Annotated in this window: 14 protein-coding genes; 9 read left to right on the forward strand and 5 right to left on the reverse strand. The window is 47.0% G+C overall.

What is annotated here, in order from left to right:
- Positions 1-65: 65 nt before the first annotated feature.
- The 3 genes from phnO to A9B99_RS08385 form a co-directional block, all read right to left on the reverse strand.
- A complete protein-coding gene (gene phnO / locus A9B99_RS08375) occupies positions 66-497 on the reverse strand; it encodes an aminoalkylphosphonate N-acetyltransferase (RefSeq protein ID WP_064596555.1) in 432 nt (143 codons plus the stop codon).
- A gap of 122 nt (positions 498-619) precedes the next feature.
- Complete coding sequence (locus A9B99_RS08380; RefSeq protein ID WP_064596557.1) at positions 620-2,164, reverse strand: methyl-accepting chemotaxis protein; 1,545 nt, start codon at positions 2,162-2,164, stop codon at positions 620-622.
- Positions 2,165-2,537: 373 nt separating this feature from the next.
- Positions 2,538-2,873 (reverse strand): zinc ribbon domain-containing protein YjdM, encoded by a 336-nt coding sequence (locus A9B99_RS08385; protein WP_064596559.1) that lies wholly within the window; start codon positions 2,871-2,873, stop codon positions 2,538-2,540.
- A 797-nt stretch (positions 2,874-3,670) separates the two neighbouring features.
- Here A9B99_RS08385 and A9B99_RS08390 point away from each other — a divergent pair.
- The 4 genes from A9B99_RS08390 to A9B99_RS08410 all read left to right on the forward strand — a co-directional run bounded on the left by A9B99_RS08390 (position 3,671) and on the right by A9B99_RS08410 (position 10,947).
- Positions 3,671-6,013 carry a dynamin family protein gene (locus A9B99_RS08390; RefSeq protein ID WP_064596561.1) on the forward strand — a complete coding sequence of 781 codons (2,343 nt, stop codon included), beginning with the start codon at positions 3,671-3,673 and terminating at the stop codon, positions 6,011-6,013.
- A 2-nt stretch (positions 6,014-6,015) separates the two neighbouring features.
- Positions 6,016-6,900, forward strand: a complete 885-nt coding sequence (locus A9B99_RS08395; protein ID WP_064596563.1) for a diguanylate cyclase regulator RdcB family protein — start codon at positions 6,016-6,018, stop codon at positions 6,898-6,900.
- Positions 6,901-7,446: 546 nt separating this feature from the next.
- On the forward strand, positions 7,447-9,531 hold the full coding sequence (locus A9B99_RS08400; protein WP_231889169.1) for a TonB-dependent receptor: 2,085 nt from the start codon (positions 7,447-7,449) through the stop codon (positions 9,529-9,531).
- A 570-nt stretch (positions 9,532-10,101) separates the two neighbouring features.
- On the forward strand, positions 10,102-10,947 hold the full coding sequence (locus tag A9B99_RS08410; RefSeq protein ID WP_064596567.1) for a hypothetical protein: 846 nt from the start codon (positions 10,102-10,104) through the stop codon (positions 10,945-10,947).
- Between the two features lie 160 nt (positions 10,948-11,107).
- Here the strand turns inward: A9B99_RS08410 and A9B99_RS08415 are convergent, their stop codons facing one another.
- A complete protein-coding gene (locus A9B99_RS08415) occupies positions 11,108-12,136 on the reverse strand; it encodes a hemin-degrading factor (protein WP_064596569.1) in 1,029 nt (342 codons plus the stop codon).
- A 165-nt stretch (positions 12,137-12,301) separates the two neighbouring features.
- Here A9B99_RS08415 and A9B99_RS23580 point away from each other — a divergent pair, with 165 nt between their 5' ends.
- Positions 12,302-12,535, forward strand: coding sequence for an Rdx family protein (locus A9B99_RS23580; RefSeq protein WP_082917846.1), 234 nt, complete (start codon positions 12,302-12,304; stop codon positions 12,533-12,535).
- 198 nt (positions 12,536-12,733) lie between these two features.
- Positions 12,734-13,465: a 4'-phosphopantetheinyl transferase family protein gene (locus tag A9B99_RS08425; RefSeq protein ID WP_064596573.1), complete on the forward strand. Its 732-nt coding sequence runs from the start codon at positions 12,734-12,736 to the stop codon at positions 13,463-13,465.
- Between the two features lie 136 nt (positions 13,466-13,601).
- On the opposite strand, the gene A9B99_RS08430 is transcribed toward A9B99_RS08425, so the two are convergent.
- Positions 13,602-14,939, reverse strand: a complete 1,338-nt coding sequence (locus tag A9B99_RS08430) for an NCS2 family permease (protein ID WP_064596575.1) — start codon at positions 14,937-14,939, stop codon at positions 13,602-13,604.
- A gap of 165 nt (positions 14,940-15,104) precedes the next feature.
- On the opposite strand from A9B99_RS08430, the gene yieH reads away from it, so the two are divergent.
- The 3 genes from yieH to A9B99_RS08445 all read left to right on the forward strand — a co-directional run bounded on the left by yieH (position 15,105) and on the right by A9B99_RS08445 (position 17,053).
- Positions 15,105-15,770, forward strand: a complete 666-nt coding sequence (yieH, locus tag A9B99_RS08435) for a 6-phosphogluconate phosphatase (protein ID WP_064596577.1) — start codon at positions 15,105-15,107, stop codon at positions 15,768-15,770.
- Positions 15,771-16,252: 482 nt separating this feature from the next.
- Entirely contained in the window at positions 16,253-16,381 is a 129-nt protein-coding gene (locus A9B99_RS24370) for a hypothetical protein (RefSeq protein ID WP_269448062.1), read from the forward strand.
- 96 nt (positions 16,382-16,477) lie between these two features.
- Positions 16,478-17,053, forward strand: a complete 576-nt coding sequence (locus A9B99_RS08445; protein WP_064596579.1) for a hypothetical protein — start codon at positions 16,478-16,480, stop codon at positions 17,051-17,053.
- Positions 17,054-17,209: the final 156 nt, after the last annotated feature.

Raw genomic sequence — 17,209 nt, forward strand, 5'->3', positions numbered from 1 at the left:
AGCTCTGACGAAAGACAGGCCTTCGTCAGATATGACGTGTCGAAAGTAGAGATGAATGGCGGAAGTTACAGGCGTTTGGTGAAGCGCATATGTGTAGGTTCGTAGCCTTCGCGTAAATAAAAACGGTGTGCGTCTTTGCGCAGAGCACCACAGGATAACTCAAGCAGCTCAGCATCCCACTCACGGGCTTTACTTTCGGCCCAGGCCAGCAGGCGTTGGCCTGTGTTGTACCCGCGCGATTCAGGCATTACAACCAGTTCCTGGACTTCACCAATCCAACGTACATGGTGCAGGTGAAATTGCATTTGCAGGCTAATCATACCCACCGGGTGGTTATCCTGGAGTGCAAGCTGGTAAAAACGCTGCGGATCATCCAGGTTACGAGCCAGCCCACTGAGAAAGGCGTCCCGGTCAAATGTGGTTTGTTTCAGTTCGCAAATGAGCTGGTATAACGTGTCGGCATCGTTAAGCCGGGCAGGGCGGAGTTCGATCGGCATGACGTCTCCTGGAACAGCTGTTGAGTAAGGGATATGCTAATCAACATAGTGTGATTTTTACTATCCCTCAAGTACACCGAAATGCTGAATCAGCAGATTTGCCAGTGTTTGCTGGCAATCTGTTAACGAAACACATTGACGGCATCTTCCAGGCGGGAAGCCTGGTGTCGCACAGACGCTGAGGCCTGGGCACCCTGGTCAACCAGCGTGGCATTCTGGTGAGTAATATGATCAAGTTGATCAACGGCTTTGGTTATCTCAGAAAGACTGTGCGCCTGGTCTGCCGTCGCATCGCTGATTTGAGCGATAAGCTGAGTCACATTTTTCACCTGCTCAACAATATCGTGCATTGTTTCTCCGGCTTTCTGCACTTCTTCTGCTCCGGATTCTACCCGCGAAGAGCTGGACTCAATTAAGTGACGAATATCACTGGCCGCTTTGGCACTGCGTTGAGCCAGGCTGCGAACTTCACCGGCCACGACAGCAAAGCCTTTACCCTGCTCACCGGCCCGGGCTGCTTCAACTGCAGCGTTCAGGGCCAGGATATTGGTTTGAAACGCAATGCTGTCAATCAGAGACGTAATACTGTCAATTTGTTTAGTACTTTCAGCTATTTGGTTCATCGTGGCAATGACTGTTTCCATCACTTGCCCGCCATGGGTGGCTGCATTGCTTGCCTGCCCGGAAAGTTTATTCGCCTGGGCGGCGGTATTGGTATTTTCACGTACGGTATCGGATAACTGTGTCATGGTTGCCAGGGTTTGCTGCACGTTCACTGCTGTTTGCCGGGTGCGCTCATTAAGGTCTTCATTTCCCTGTGCCAGAGCATCACTGCCTGTGCGCACACTACATACCTGGCCACTGACATCATTAATTAACCAGCGAAACATCAGGCCCAACTGGCTGATTGAGCGCAAAGTAATACCAACTTCATCCGAGCGTTGCATATGGTCGACATTATGGTTATTACCTGTTGCTACCATCAGCGCCTGTTTATGCAATTTTTCTGCAGGCGTAGCTATCTGGCGCTCCTGAAACAGGCCTGTCAAAACAAACAAAACCGTATTCAGCCCCAACATAATCAGGTACTCATGCAGTGAGATACTTACAAAATGCATTACTGCTGAGGATAATAGCAGTGCCACCAGTAATGGCAGGCGAATACGCCAGCGCAGCGAGAGTGTTTTGGTTAATGAGAATAGTGAAGAGAACCCTTTTTTGACGACCAGACCATTACGTAATGTCAGCCTGGTTGCGCGCCCTTCATTCATGGCCCGGTAGAGTATTTCGGCTTCGCGAATTTCCTCGCGTGAGGGTTTGGTGCGAATAGACATATATCCTGTTGGTTGCCCATTACGCACAATAGGTACGGCATTCGCCCGTACCCAATAATAATCTCCATTCTTTCGGCGGTTTTTTACCAGCCCGGTCCAGGGTTCCCCGCGTTTTAATGTTGCCCACATATCGGCAAATGCCTGGCGGGGCATATCCGGATGACGTACCAGATTATGTGGCTGACCAATAAGCTCATCACTTGAGAAGCCACTGACTTCAATAAAGCTGTCATTCGCATAAGTGATATAACTCTGAAGATCAGTGGTAGACATCAGTGTCGTGTTGTCCGTCAACTCATATTCAGTGTCTGTCACAAAAGGCTGTTGGCGCATTTGTTTATACCTGGTGTCATTGTGGGATTAACAGATGATTTCGGCATTTCTTAATATATCTTTAGTATTAAAAAGTGATGGGCATCTAAAAAATTTTCACCAGATAATCAGCGGGAATGATTTAATTATGGCTAACAATTAAATTTATTTTTTATTTACTTAATGTGTTGATTCTATATGATTTTAAATATTTGCTTTATGTGTGAATTGTACTACTAAACTAATAGTTTAGTGTTTTACCAGGATATTACCCGATGTAAAAAAGAACGTGACTTTTGTCTAATGTGTCGTAGATGATAAAGGGTACTGAAAAACTATTATTTATTTTTGAAAGTAATAATAAAAACCTCCCACTAGCGGGAGGTGAAACGAATCAGTTCTTCTTAACAAACTCAGATTTAAGTTTCATCGGCCCGAAACCATCGATTTTGCAATCGATATTATGGTCACCTTCAACCAGACGAATATTCTTCACCCGAGTGCCAATTTTCAGCGTGGAAGAGCTTCCTTTTACTTTCAGATCCTTAATCACGGTGACAGTGTCGCCATCAATGAGGGTATTCCCGTTGGCATCCCTCACCACCAGAGTATCATCCTGGTGTGCGGGTTCATCGTCACGCCATTCGTGAGCACACTCCGGGCAGACATACATCAGATTATCCTGGTATGTATATTCAGACTGGCATTTGGGGCATTGAGGCAATTGCATGGCGTATCCTTTTTTGTGTTACTGGTACAGGCACTCTCTGCCAGATATGGAACGAAAAATCAGCCAACTATGGTAGTGGCGAGCCATTTCGGACGAATTCTTCAGAGATAAAGCCGGTAATCCGCAGATAAGTATCATTAAATGGTAAAAACAGGGAGATTATAACTTATTTCTTATGGTTATTGTGTGGTTTTTTTGAGATTGATATGAATTAGTTAATTATAAAAATGTTAATTAACAACAAGATGAGTAAGTAATTTGCCATTTTTATACTTGAGAAGTATCAGTTGCTTTTGATGACGTAATTCTGCTGGTACAGCGGAATCCCCGTGACACCTGGTGCTTATTTTAATGAGAGTGATTCTCAATATTAACTTAACTTAACACAAATTAATGCTGTGAACAGGGAGGGAGAAAGCCTGATTTTTCATTGTCACAATCAATAAGTTGCTTTAAATATGCGAACAACATATCGTGAAAGCTAATAAGATAGTGTTATTCTTCATTGTCGGTTTTAGGTAGCTCACTCTCTTATTGGCTGCCACCGCAATGCAACACTCACTGGTGTGGGAACACTCTTTTTGCTGATTGATACCCTGGGTTTATTTACCTGGGGAGGGTTGTTGCCAGTGTTGTGTCATGCTGACTGATTGAATAGAAAAGAAATCTTTTTGCTTCCTTACCTGCGGGTAATGGTTTTTCTTTATATTAAAAATAAATAGTTCCAGGCTATTTCATAACTAAAAAATAAGGGACGTGATTATCACGCCTGATGATTTGCATTAAGGAAAGGTTCTATGCACACACAGACAGTATTTGAATTAAGCCAGGAGGCGGAGCGGCTATTGCAACTGGCTATTTCGCAGCTTGACTCGATTCAACAGTTCCCTGCTTCAAGTCCACCTGTTGCAGCGACAGACAGCACTGTTGCTGCAAACGCAAACCATTTCAGTCTTAATGGCATACAAAGGCAGCATGAAATCTTGCAAAGTGAGTTGCGTAAGCTCACACATCAAGAAATGGTACTGGCAATTGTCGGCACCATGAAAGCAGGCAAGTCTACGACGATTAACGCCATTATTGGTACAGAAGTACTGCCCAACCGTAACCGGCCTATGACGGCATTGCCAACACTGATTCGCCACACTCCGGGCCAACGGGAACCCCGTCTCTATTTCCCGCATGTTTTGCCCATTGAAGCATTGATGGAGAACTTGCACACCTGCCTGGTACACTCAGACCGGCAAGCGCTGGAAGAGCGTCTGGAAATAGACCACGATATGGAAACCCTGATTCAGCGCATTATTGATAAGCAGGGATTTGAACGGCACTATCTGGGTGCCCAGCCTATCTTTTACTGCCTGAAAAGCCTGAATGACCTGGTACGGTTGTCTCAGGTACTCAATATTGATTTTCCTTTTGCTGCGTATACTGCGATTGAACATATTCCTGTGATTGAGGTGGAGTTTGTTCACCTGTCTGAGCAGGAAACGCCCTATGGTCAGTTGACATTGCTGGATACACCGGGGCCTAACGAAGCTGGCCAGCCTTATTTGCAGCAAATGTTAAAAGAACAATTAAGCCGCGCCTCGGCGGTTATGGTGGTACTGGATTACACTCAACTTAAGTCCATATCCGATGATGAAATGCGTCGGGTGGTGGCACAGGTTGGGGATAAAGTGCCTGTATATGCGCTGGTCAACAAATTTGATCAAAAAGATCGTAATAGCGATGACGAAAAGCAAATTCGCGCTCTGATAGCGGGTTCTTTGATGCGTGGGGTTATCTCGCCCGAACATATTTTCCCGGTGTCTTCAATGTGGGGTTACCTCGCTTACCGGGCAAAACATGAAATTGAACAGCATGGTTGCCTGCCTAATCCAGACCAACATCGTTGGGTGCAGGATTTTGCCGATGCGGCATTAGGGCGTCGCTGGCAACTGGCTGATCTCGCAAACATTCCCCATGTAGAGCAGGCGGCGCAGCTACTCTGGGAGGATTCTTTACTGGAACGCCCCATTAGCACCATCCTGGATGCGGCGCATGGGAAGGCCTCACTTTTTGCCTTGCACTCGGCAGTACAAAAATTAAATAGTTATTCCCGTCTTGCCAGTGAGTTTCTGTTTCTGCGTGCACAAGGGTTAAATATGGATAATGACAGCCTGCAGGCGCATATTCAGAGCCTTGAGCTGGATATTTCCACCTTATATTCGTGTCAGGCTCAGGTTGCCCAACGCATTCAAATGGAAATGGAAGAGGCGATTGGGCAGATAAGCAATCATCTTGACCTGTGCAAGCAGCGGGTTCATGAAGCCCTGAAAAGCTACTTTGAACGCGGTGTTGTGCCAGCAATGATAACGAAAAAAGTGCCCTCATTGCTGTATCATGAACCGGATTTTACCCCGGGAGAAAGGCTGCTGGTTTCTGGTACCGAAAATCTGGCAAGACTCAGTCTGTTTAAGATAAGCCATTCCTGTGAAGCGATCATGACATGGGCTCAGGGCCATATGGCATCGACGCTGTCTGCAATAGCAGAAACACTGAAACAAACGTTAACAGTGATTTTTCGGCAAACACTTGAGCCTATTGAACAACGCCTGAGTGCCGGGCTTGACACTTGTGTCAAGGAGCCTCTCTCTTTGCCGGACATTCAAAATATGTTGCTGGATGCCAGTGTCGCTTCCTGTTTTGCCGATGCGTTGACAGAACAGCGTACCGTCAATACACAAATGCAAACCGGGATTCGTTCCGCAATGCAACGTTGGTTTAATGGTGCAACGGATCAACTGGAGGGGAATACGGATTATTCTCGCCAGTTTGTGATTAACCTTAATGAACTACAGACAAAACTTATCCAGCATATTACTCAGGCCTGTGAACAAATGCGGGGGGCGGTATACGCTCAACTGGATGTATCTGTTACCCAGTGTCTTGCAACATTTTTTGCCGAGGTGACTGGTGCGCTGGAGGCCATTCAGCGCAACCTGAATCACTGCATGCTGGCCCGCCAACAAAGCCATGAACAACAACAAGGGTTACGTAAACGCGTACAGCACTGCCTCACAACAGTCACATTTATTCGGGAAGATACACGTTTATTGCAGGAAGATATTCAGACGCTGCTTAAAGCGGAACAATAATAATGACGTATTCATCATTAATTGAAATACCAGAAGAAACGCTGGAGTGTATTAATGGTAAGTTTGTTGTCGACCTTGCCAGCGATATTGACCTGCGACGGGAGCGCTACCGCCACCCACAGAGCAACCAGTTTTGGATGCATCTGCAGGCGGTATTTCGCCAGAAACTCCCTGCCGGTCAAGTTTTGCATGCCAGTGAAATGGCGATGGATCATGGCGATGTTAACCTGGCCTGGCTTCAGTGGTTTATCAGTCAAATGGCACTGAGTCAGTTTGCTCTGACTTCGCTGGCTGCACGGGTCCAGGTGTTGCGTGCCAGTTGCCCTCCCGGTCATGAGCGAGAAAATCATCTGCTGCAACTGCAATCTCTGATAAGCCAGCGTCAGCAGCGGCTGGACGCTCAACTGAAAAAGCCAGACAGCCTTAACCAGGCCCAGGTTCATTGTGAGCAAGTGTTTGCCCGTTGGCGTACCGGGCATTATCAGCGCTTTTCTCCGGCTTCGCGCTGTTATATTGCGCTGGAGGAATTGCGTTGGGGATTGTTTGGCGATGTGTGCCGTGCGCATGAGGCCATAGATTCTCGCTCCCTGTTGGAATCGGTTCGGGAGCAGGCTGTTGCGCAGCTGGCTTATGATATTGGTGCATCAGCACGAACCCGGCACTTCTATCATCAGTGGCTTACATTTCCTCCCGCCACTGGCATGATGGACCTGAAAGCACTACTGAGCTGGTTGGGAGACTGGAGCCATGGAGAGTATCAACCTGTTACATGGTCAGTGACGCAAAGTTGGCAAAACATTGCGCTGGGTATGCCACGTATTTGCTCTGCTTCCCGTCTGGCAGGTAGCATGGTAGATGAAATCTTTGACCTGGCAGATGTCGACTAACAGTTTTGGTGGGCAACAAGGGGAAAACAGGTTTGCCCCTTGTTGTATGGGCAAATACAACCCCGGTTTTTATTTCCCCAACCCATGGTATCTGGTGGCATTAAGGTGTTGCCCGGTTTTGAACACTAGATTGTGGCTCTTCACGTTTTTCATTACGACCAACCGACAACAGCAATCTAAAGCTACGGATATGTAATATCTGTCCGGGTGTTTTTTTCGGGAAAACAGATTTCTTTTTTTGCCGCCGCTAACACACTGATTCTTCTCATTTATGTAAAATACTCAATCCTTAGCAAGGAAAGAATGACTTGATTTTAGCAAACTAAAAATGATAATCGGTCTCAAAATTATAAATCTTATCATTTATAAAAAGAGAGAAAAGCCGTGTCAAACCGCCAGTCAACTTGTGTGGGCAAAGGGCCTTGTATATTGGCGTTGCTCATCAGTAGCGCTATTTTCCCGTCACTTGCTGCGGGCACAGCAACGGACAGCCAGTCAACAAATACCTCAAAGCCCAGGGCTACTCACTCCCAGAAAGTAGACACCATTACGGTGACCGCTTCACCCGACACTTCCTTCCAGCCAGGTGGCGATGAACTGGTTCCCGCTTATCTGGACGGGCAAGTCGCAAATGGCGGCCGTCTGGGAATGTTAGGTGAGCAAAGTGCCATGGATGTCCCTTTTAATGTGGTGGGATATACCTCTAAGTTAGTCCAGGACCAGCAGGCACATACCATTGCCGATGTCGTGGCAAATGACGCTGGCGTGCAGTCCAGCCAGGGTTACGGCAACTTCGCTGAAACATATCGTATTCGTGGTTTTACGCTCGATGGCGATGACATGACAATGGGAGGCCTGCCTGGTGTGGTTCCTCGCCAGGTAGTTGATACCCAAATGCTGGAGCGCGTTGAAATTTTCAAAGGCGCGAACGCACTATTAAATGGTGCGGCCGGTTCTGGTGTCGGCGGCATGATCAACCTGGAACCTAAACGTGCAGAAGATACGCCAGTTACCCGCGTTGGCGTGGATTACACCTCGGATTCCCAATTAGGGGGAACACTGGATGTGGGCCGCCGGTTTGGTGATAACAACCAGTTCGGTGCGCGTGTGAACCTGGTTCACCGTGAAGGTGAAGGTGCGGTAGATAACGATAAACGCCGTACCACTCTGGCTTCGCTTGGGCTGGATTATAAAGGTGACCGCCTGCGTTCTTCGCTGGATTTTGGTTACCAGAAGAAAACCTTCCATGGCAGCCGTAATGGTGTGAATATCAGTGGTGTCGATTTTATTCCGGCAGTACCCGGGCATACCACGAATTACAGTCAAAAATGGGGCTACAGCGATATCGAAAACGAATTCGGTATGGTGAAATCAGAGTATGATTTGCTCGATGAAGGCCACCTGACAGCGTATGCAGCATTGGGGGGGCAACATGCTCATGAAACCGGGACATATACCACACCAGCGTTGACGGATACCCTGGGTGATGCCACAGTTTCACGCATGGACACCAATACCATTATCAATACTTTCAGTGGTATGGCAGGTCTGCGAAGTAAGTTCGATACTGGCTTTGTGTCACACAATGTTAACGTGGGTTATGCGGCATCTACCAGCCAGACGCGTGCCGCTTACAAAATGGCGCTGTCACCCACCGCCACAACGAATATCTACGACCCGCAGTCTGTCTCTATGCCAGGCACAGACTATTCTGGTGGCAAATATTCCGACCCGGCTCCAACCATTCGTAGCCGTACTCAGGGCTGGCTGTTAAGCGATACGCTGGGTGTGCTGGACGATAAATTACTGTTTACCCTGGGTGCTCGCTATCAAAAAGTGGTTCTGGTCAACTATGACTATAACTCCGGAGCGGAAACCTCGCATTTCGAAGACAACCGCTGGATGCCGACTTATGGTGTTGTTTATAAGCCATGGAAGCCGGTTTCTTTGTATGCCAACCATACCGAAGCTTTACAACCAGGTGATTCCATTGGTGTGGGCGCACTGAATTACGGCCAAAGCCTGGGCATCATTCACTCCAAACAAAACGAAGTGGGTGTAAAAATGGATTTTGGCCGCGTGGGAGGTTCCCTCGCATTATTTGAAATCAAAAAACCTTCAGCGATTAACGACTATGTCGGCTCAGGTTACTACACCCGCCTGGATGGTGAGCAGCGTAACCGTGGTATTGAACTGAATGTGTTTGGCGAGCCAGTACTTGGCCTGCGTTTGAATGCCAGCACCACCTGGATAGACCCGGAACTGTCTAAGACAGAAAGTGGCACCAACGATGGAAACGATGCCATTGGTGTGCCGCGTTTTGTGGGGGTGCTGGGCGCAGAATATGACATCCCCCATGTGGAAGGGCTGACAGCAACCGCGCGTGTCAACCATACTGGCTCACAGTATGCCGATGCCGCGAACACCAAAAAACTGGACAGCTACACCACACTGGATTTAGGTGTGCGCTACCGGATGCGTATTAACGAAGACAAAAATGAAATGGTATGGCGTGTTGGTGTTGAAAACGTCACCAATGAGAAATACTGGTCTTCTGTAGAAAGCTATGGTTATTACATCTTCCAGGGCGACCCTCGAACCCTGAAAGTATCGATGACCTACGATTTCTAACGTTAACTGTGCCTTATTTAATCCCTCCGGCTACCTAAATATGTAGCCGGTTTATTTATCCTCTGTTAAAAAAACAGGTAATAAATCTGCATTTGGGGTCTGTATAGATAATGTTATTTTAATAAGAGTACCTGCAGTGTTTTTATTAAAGAGAAACATAAATCATGTATATGACTCTGGCTATCTCAGGTGCTGTAAAATTGACATTCATTGTAAATAATAACTATTATTATTAATCCTGATTTTCTGCTATTGCTTCCACATCAGCCATTCATGCCTACTATATTTGGTAGTTTCAGCCAGAGTATTTTTACCACGATCCCCGGCTGTTATGTTTTCCCTGGTCTTGAATATAAATAAAACTGGCTGGGGAATATGTGTTTCTATATTCATCATTCTGATACTAAAGTGTTTTCCAGGGTAAACCATTTTTTTCTTCAGTACCGTGCTGAATCGAATAAATCTCATGCCCAGCTAAACAGTTTTTTTAGTATTACTTGAATATCGTGTAAACATCTGCGCTTTTGTGCCGATAACAGACGAGTATATGTCTATTCTCAGGGAAAAAGGATGAATACTCTTTTCACAAAGTCACTCGCCGGGAGCGTAATAACGGTGACGTCGTCGTTGTCTGACAATTCCAGCCGCGCCACTTCCGGATATTCAACAAAAACAAAAGATGCTGAACGTGCACAAGATGTAAGTAGCAGTGCTGATATAGCTCTGCAGCAGGATAGCGGCGTGACTGTTTCGCTGAATTATTCTGTTGAATCGGCGGAAGCCATTGCGCCAGAACAACTGGATGGCCTGGCTTCTTTATCTCAACGCCTGGCAAAAAGCCCCAGCTCGTCTAACCCACTCTTTACCGATAAGGCTACGGCAACTGATGCGGTGAGCTTCACCGGGTTTTATTACGCAGCGGCAGACGGCATAACAGCGGATCAACTGGCTGAAAAACTGCACACTGCACTGAGTAGCGTACCGGGTAGCGGGACCCAGTTAACCGATTCAATGGATCTTGCGATGACGCAGGCCAAACTGAATAAGCTGGTGGATGAGAATATTGCCGCAGACTGGCAACCGCTTGCACGGCAGACTGTACAGCAGTTTATCCAGGCAAAGGTAACAATGCAGGACAATGAGTGGCAGTCTCTGGCTAAACAAGACATTGCTCTGGCCGCTTCCCGCGGGGATGATGCCAGCCAGGCCCAGGCAGAATCAGACCTGGCGGTATTACAGGCAGGTAACAGCCATCATCAGCAGTTACGCACTGCATTTCTTGAACTGACTCGTGATACAACGAACAGTGACGACTGGTTTAGCACTTTCTCTGCGGCTATACATGGCAAAGGTGCTCTGGAATATGAAGAGCAAATGCATGTCCAGGCATTGAGCAAGCAATGGCAGGCATTATAGCTACAGCCATACTGTACTCGTCGCTCAGTTTATTATCACTGACAATCGATGCTGGCAGTGTTGGTTGAGCTACGTAGTGTATTGTTTTATGCCTGACGGGTGAGGTGCACTGCACTGCTTCCCTGAGTGCCGGATACCATCCGGCCAGGCCTCTTCCTGCTTACGCTGCAACGCCCGTGTTCATCACAGCATCGATTTGTTCCCGCCAGATAAGTTGTTCTGGCATACCTTCACTACGCTGACCATAGAGCTGTGCTATCTGAGTACCATCAGCAGCAAACAGTTCCAGGCTGGTAACAAATCCTTCCCGGGTGGGTTTACGTGTGACCCAGGTTTCGGCAATGTTATGCATATTTAATTGCAACGAAAATGCCGGATTTGCCACATGCAGTTGTTTGTTTGCTGCTGTCACCTTGTCAACTGGCCCTGTGAAAATTTGCACGCAACCCCGGCTGGCGACAAAAATCATTATCTCATTTTGCGCTTTTTCAGCCTGGACCAGGATTTGTTGTACGGCATCATTATCAACCAGGCAGGCAAGGTCAGCTCCTACCGCACGGAATGCCTGTTGGCGTGAAACTTCATGATTTTTCAGCAGACTAAAGAATTGATGAACATCGGTCATTGCGCGCCATTCATGCTCAAGCGCCTGTGCATTAACAGCGCCAGAGTGTAATGGCACCGGGTAAGGGCGCAAATCCAGTTCCCGGTGTTTGCGTAAACTGCATTCGCTAATCAGTTCACTCCAGGCGTTAAGGTCTGTGTGCTCAGTTGTGAAGACGCTGAGTACGGCGCTGCCCTGGTTATCAAAAATCTGAATACTTCTGCGTAGACCCTGTGTGGTTTGTTCATCTACGGCAAAGGCACAATGCCACTGAGCAGGAAACAGGCGGAGATCCAGAGCGCGTGGGTTCAGGACAATACCATGTTGCCCCAGCCGCAGGTTGTCATAACGGCCAACTAGCTTATGAATAGCGTAAGGATTTCGGGTAATATTTTTTATCTCACCCACCAGGGAAAGCCCGTGCAGCAAGGCTGTGAAATCAGGGCGTAGCTGGACTACATCCTGTCCCAGTCGGCAAAAGAACAACTCTGCTTCACTAATAGCCATTTGCGCTGCGAGTTCACTGGTATGTTTTTGTGGGTGTGTGGTTTTGAGTGACAGGTAATGTTGATAACGACCATTCATAAATCCATTCTCCTAAATAACCCCGAAGCAGAACCAGAGAAGACAACGGGCAGGGGGACAGCACAGGAGGCCAGACACTGTGTTAAGGTTACAATAGTGTTAGCAATATGGAATAAAGCTAATATAAACACGCAGTGTAAGCAATGCATTCTCTGATAATGAGAATTGTTCTATGTTTGGCGTGTTCGTTCAGCGCATAGAGATGATTTGGCGAGTGTGGCTCGTAAGCCAGCAACGGGTGGAAAGTTGATTATTCAGGTGAATGAGCGTGTTATTTATGAACGAAAGCGTGACGGTGGATTTCCGGATGCACCTATTATCAAGCAGCGGGTCAGGGTTCTTTGCTTGCCGGGACGCAGCCCAGGTCATGGTGATTTGCCTTGCACACCGCTTTCTTAATCTGGCGGTGTTTAAGCGTTTTCTGGCGGATTTATCTGTACATTGTAAAGTTCAGTGATTGTTGTGTTGTATTGAGCTTTTTTCTTCTTAAATGCGTAAAATTCGATTTTCAATGTATTGCATGGCAACACCTGTTTCTTATTTTGGTGGCTGGTCGTGTATACGCCCGTTAATTGCCCATTAATCAAGGAGTGAACGATGGCTACGCACTTTGCACGGGGGATACTCTCTTACCCACATAATTTGTCGCCACGCCTTTCAGCCCAGGCGCTGAAATATTCGCAGCAACTTCCTCCCCATAAACGTAACCGCTTTCTTGCTTCACGTAGTTTGCTGGCTGAACTGATGTTTATGTTGTATGGCATTGCTGTGTTGCCAGAAATTACTTTTGAGCAGGGGCGCCCACGTTTTATTAGTGAGGAATTACCCGATTTCTCGGTGGCTTATGCGGGAAACTGGGCTGGTGTGGTGGTGGCAACTGAAGGTAAATGTGGTCTGGATATGGAGCTTCAGCGCACCATTATTAACGCGCCTGCGGAGCGTGAGGGCCTGAGCAGTAATGAAGTCATCTGGATTAATAACCAAACCGATCCGAAAGAAGCCTGGGTCCAGATTCTGGCGGTGCGGCAAAGTCTGGGAAAACTGATTGGTCAACCCAATAATATTACCCATGAACTGCAATTATTGCCGGGGGTTGGACGGTTGCGTTTTGCGCCTATGGCACTGGTTGAAACGATTTGTGATGCAGAAGATCTGCTGGTGTGGTCTGTGGCAGGTGCTCCGGCAGCAGAACGCCTGAAGTTGTGGGAGTTTAATACAGCTTCTGGCTGGCGAGTGTTAAGAGATTTGCAGGAAAGGGCACATGACCCGGATACCCGGTTAATGCGCTTTACCAGTATGCCGGCAGATAAGGCATTAATTATTAAGTAATATATCAGTTGCAAGTATGCTGGTGTGCATCAACGGGTTAACTGACGGGTAGATCAAGCATACCCGGCATAAATAATAAATGGCTGCCTGGATTAACTCCCTCTGGCAGCCATTTTTTTAACATGAAAAGCGGGTATCAGTGTGCGTCAATAAACACAATTTTCAGCACAAACAACAGTGCGACAACCACCACACATGGGCTCAGGTCACGCAGGCGGCCAGTGCCGATTTTCATCACACAATATGAAATAAAGCCCAGTGCGATACCTTCTGTAATTGAGAAGCTGAACGGCATCATGACTGCAGTAATAAACGCGGGGACGGCTTCCGTCAGGTCTTTCCAGTCAACACGAGTCAGGCTGGCTGTCATCAGCACGCCCACATAAATCAGCGCACCTGCGGCGGCATAGTCAGGTACCATTCCGGCCAGTGGTGACAGAAAAATAACCAGCAGGAACAGCAAGCCTACCACTACCGCTGTTAACCCGGTACGCCCACCGACAGATACCCCGGAAGAAGACTCAATATAAGCAGTCACTGAAGAGGTGCCAATAAATGCGCCTGTTACAGAGGAAATACTGTCAACAAACAGTGCCTGTTTCATACGCGGAAACTTGCCTTTCTTGTCGGCCAGGCCTGCTTTATCGGTAACACCAATCAGCGTGCCGGAGGAGTCAAACAGGTTCACCAACATGAAAGAAAAAATAACCCCGGCCAGACCAATATTGAATGAACCCGCCAGGTCAACATGGCCGAAAACAGTATGCACATCTGGTGGAGCAGAGACGATACCGGTGTAGTGGACATCACCCATCATCCAGCCCAACAGAGATGTGATAACAATGGAAATCAGTACTGCGGCGTGAATATTACGCGACGCGAGAATGGCGATAATAAAGAACCCAATAATACCAAACAACACCGAGTGCGAGGTCAGGTTACCAATAGAAACCAGCGTATCTTTATTTGCGACGATGACACCTGCGTTTTTCAGCCCCATCATCGCAATGAACAGGCCAATACCACTGGTGATCCCGACGCGCAGACTCACGGGAATATTGGATATCATCCAGTAGCGAATTTGGAAAATAGTCAGTAATAACAGGCCAATGGCGCCCCAGAAAATGGCTCCCATCCCAACCTGCCACGGCAGGCCCATTGCGCCCACCACCACAAAGGCAAAAAAGGCGTTCAGCCCCATCGCCGGAGCCAGCGCAACGGGCAAATTAGCAAAAATCCCCATCAGGATGCTGCCAAATGCTGCAATCAGGCAGGTAGTGACAAATACCGCACTGGTATCCATTCCCGCAACGCCGAGAATTTGTGGGTTAACAAAAACGATATACACCATGGTCAGGAAGGTGGTGAAACCGGCAATTACTTCCGTGCGTACGCTTGTCCCGTGAGCGCGTAATTTGAAGATGCGCTCCAGCAATCCCTGGCGCTCTGCCGGGGAGGTGTGTAGTTGATTCATTATCAATTTCCGGTAAAGGAAGAAAAAAACGTCGCTATCCTATACCAAAATGCATAAAGGGAGTGGCAATCGCCGGATTTTTTTCACTGATTAGCGCATACGGGATCGATTGCATTGCACAAACCACGTAAAGTAACTGCTCAACTTATACATTCAGGAAAACCCATGTCAGCCATTGAAGCTATCTTTTTCGACTGCGACGGGACGCTGGTCGATAGCGAGGTGATTTGTTCCAAAGCGTATGTGCATATGTTCCATGAGTTTGGTATTACCCTGAGCCTGGAAACCATGTATCAGCGCTTTAAAGGCATCAAGCTTTACGAAATCATCGATACAATCAATGATGAGCACGGTGTTCAACTGGACAAAGCTGAACTGGAACCTGTATATCGTGCTGAAGTGGCACGTTTGTTTGAGAGCGAACTGGTAGAGATCCCGGGGGCGCGTGCGCTGGTTGAATCTGTGACGGTTCCTGTATGCATTGTCTCCAATGGTCCCGTGTCTAAAATGCAACAGTCACTGGGTAAAACGGGGATGTTGCACTTTTTCCCCGGGCGCCTGTTCAGTGGCTACGATATTCACTGTTGGAAACCAGACCCGGCATTGATGTTTCACGCTGCAACAGCCATGCAAGTGAACCCGGAACATTGCATTTTAGTTGATGACTCGATGGCCGGTGCTCAGGCGGGAGTGGCTGCGGGAATGCATGTATTTTATCTTTGCGCTGACAAACATAACCAACCGATACACCATCCACGCGTCACTGTTTTTTATGATTTAGCGCAATTGCCCGCATTGTGGCAGGCCCGGGGCTGGGATGTGACGGAATAACACCCCCCCGGTCCTTGTCTTCGTGCAGCCAGTGTTATGCCATGCGCTGTCTGTACGGTCGTCAAAACTGCAGGCATGACTGCCTTTATCTTCATTTATCGAATGAAATTTAATATTAATCAGAATAATATTCCTTATAATTATTAATTACCGCCTTTATTTCTTATAAATGCATTTTTTACTGATATAAAATTCCTGCCTTCGTTGTGCTCATGTAGCATGCCGCTACGAAAAATTTCACTCATTCGTTTCAGAATCCGGCGGGGCCGGTCGTTTTACTCAGTATCCGGGTACGCGTAGTGAACTGCCTGGCTCTTATGGTTCATGTCAGCGGCTGAGTTGTGTCGCTTACCTGATAAATTCAACATAAAGAGGCATGTAATGAATAAAGTGCGCTTTTTCAGGTGAATAAAACGATTACCTCTGTAGTGCTGGTGGGGGTTGTCGCAGGCTGTAACGAGAAAACAACAGGAGTTGAACCCGTGAAATTTGTCAATATGGAAAAGTTGTTAGTGGATTCGGGGCTGGCGGAACAGGAATCTGCACATTTGCGTCTGGTAAATGAACACCTGAAACAGAGTGCAGAAGTGGCTATTAAATCAGAAGAATAAAACGCATCAGTCACCAGCCATTAATACTCTTACAGGCATTATAACAGTAGTACCCGCAGTTCCCAGCCTGCCGGTGACCTAAAGGATTTCACCAGTATGAAAATTTGCGTTATTTCCGATGACAGTTATTTTTCTGTAGGTGTTGCTGCAACTATGGATAAATTTTGCATGGTACAGCATTATTGCCCTGAAAAAGCATTAACACTGCCAGTCAGTGAGCTTGAGCAATACTTTTATATTGTTCTGAATATTCACAATCGTATGCTATACAGGAAAGTGAGCTTAAGATTAATGCGTTGCAGAACAGAGAAGGTAATATTGTTACCTCACTGGCATCGCCTTGCTCGTAATTTTCGCCGGTTATTTACACCATTAAAGATAACACCAGCTGAATTGCGTGGGTTATTGATGTGTGAACCCTTATGCAGGCAGGGTGCGGGAAAGGTGGCACTTAAGGCGTCTTATTTTGATATTTATCAGTCTATTATGGAGGGGGATAACTATAATTATTTGGCGGAAAAAAATGAAATCACCTATAAGCATATTTTTTATATGAAAAAAACCATACTGAAACAGTTGGGTATAGATAAAGTAAACCCAGGAAATGTCTTTCTGGCTGAGTCCGTATTCCTTGGGTTACAGGGGCGTAATCAAATTGAATTTGTTTCCTGAAATAAAATAAGTGTGAATTTTCGCATGCCGGTAGCGGGAAAATGGAGATAATTTACGCATAAAATCTGAAAAAGTCATAACCTGAGTACTTTTCGTTATTTGCGAAATCAGTTGGTCTGTGCTGTCATTATGTTTTAAAAAAATGGCAGGTTATAC

This window comes from Mangrovibacter phragmitis (assembly GCF_001655675.1).
Taxonomy (GTDB): domain Bacteria; phylum Pseudomonadota; class Gammaproteobacteria; order Enterobacterales; family Enterobacteriaceae; genus Mangrovibacter; species Mangrovibacter phragmitis.

Excerpts from the sequence above, each read along its gene's own strand:
- phnO (WP_064596555.1), bottom strand. The coding sequence starts at position 497 with ATGCCGATCGAACTCCGCCCTGCCCGGCTTAACGATGCCGACACGTTA.
- A9B99_RS08410 (WP_064596567.1), top strand. The coding sequence starts at position 10,102 with ATGAATACTCTTTTCACAAAGTCACTCGCCGGGAGCGTAATAACGGTG.
- A9B99_RS08380 (WP_064596557.1), bottom strand. The coding sequence starts at position 2,164 with ATGCGCCAACAGCCTTTTGTGACAGACACTGAATATGAGTTGACGGAC.
- A9B99_RS08415 (WP_064596569.1), bottom strand. The coding sequence starts at position 12,136 with ATGAATGGTCGTTATCAACATTACCTGTCACTCAAAACCACACACCCA.
- A9B99_RS08395 (WP_064596563.1), top strand. The coding sequence starts at position 6,016 with ATGACGTATTCATCATTAATTGAAATACCAGAAGAAACGCTGGAGTGT.
- A9B99_RS08430 (WP_064596575.1), bottom strand. The coding sequence starts at position 14,939 with ATGAATCAACTACACACCTCCCCGGCAGAGCGCCAGGGATTGCTGGAG.
- A9B99_RS08445 (WP_064596579.1), top strand. The coding sequence starts at position 16,478 with ATGAAAATTTGCGTTATTTCCGATGACAGTTATTTTTCTGTAGGTGTT.
- A9B99_RS08425 (WP_064596573.1), top strand. The coding sequence starts at position 12,734 with ATGGCTACGCACTTTGCACGGGGGATACTCTCTTACCCACATAATTTG.
- A9B99_RS08390 (WP_064596561.1), top strand. The coding sequence starts at position 3,671 with ATGCACACACAGACAGTATTTGAATTAAGCCAGGAGGCGGAGCGGCTA.
- yieH (WP_064596577.1), top strand. The coding sequence starts at position 15,105 with ATGTCAGCCATTGAAGCTATCTTTTTCGACTGCGACGGGACGCTGGTC.
- A9B99_RS08385 (WP_064596559.1), bottom strand. The coding sequence starts at position 2,873 with ATGCAATTGCCTCAATGCCCCAAATGCCAGTCTGAATATACATACCAG.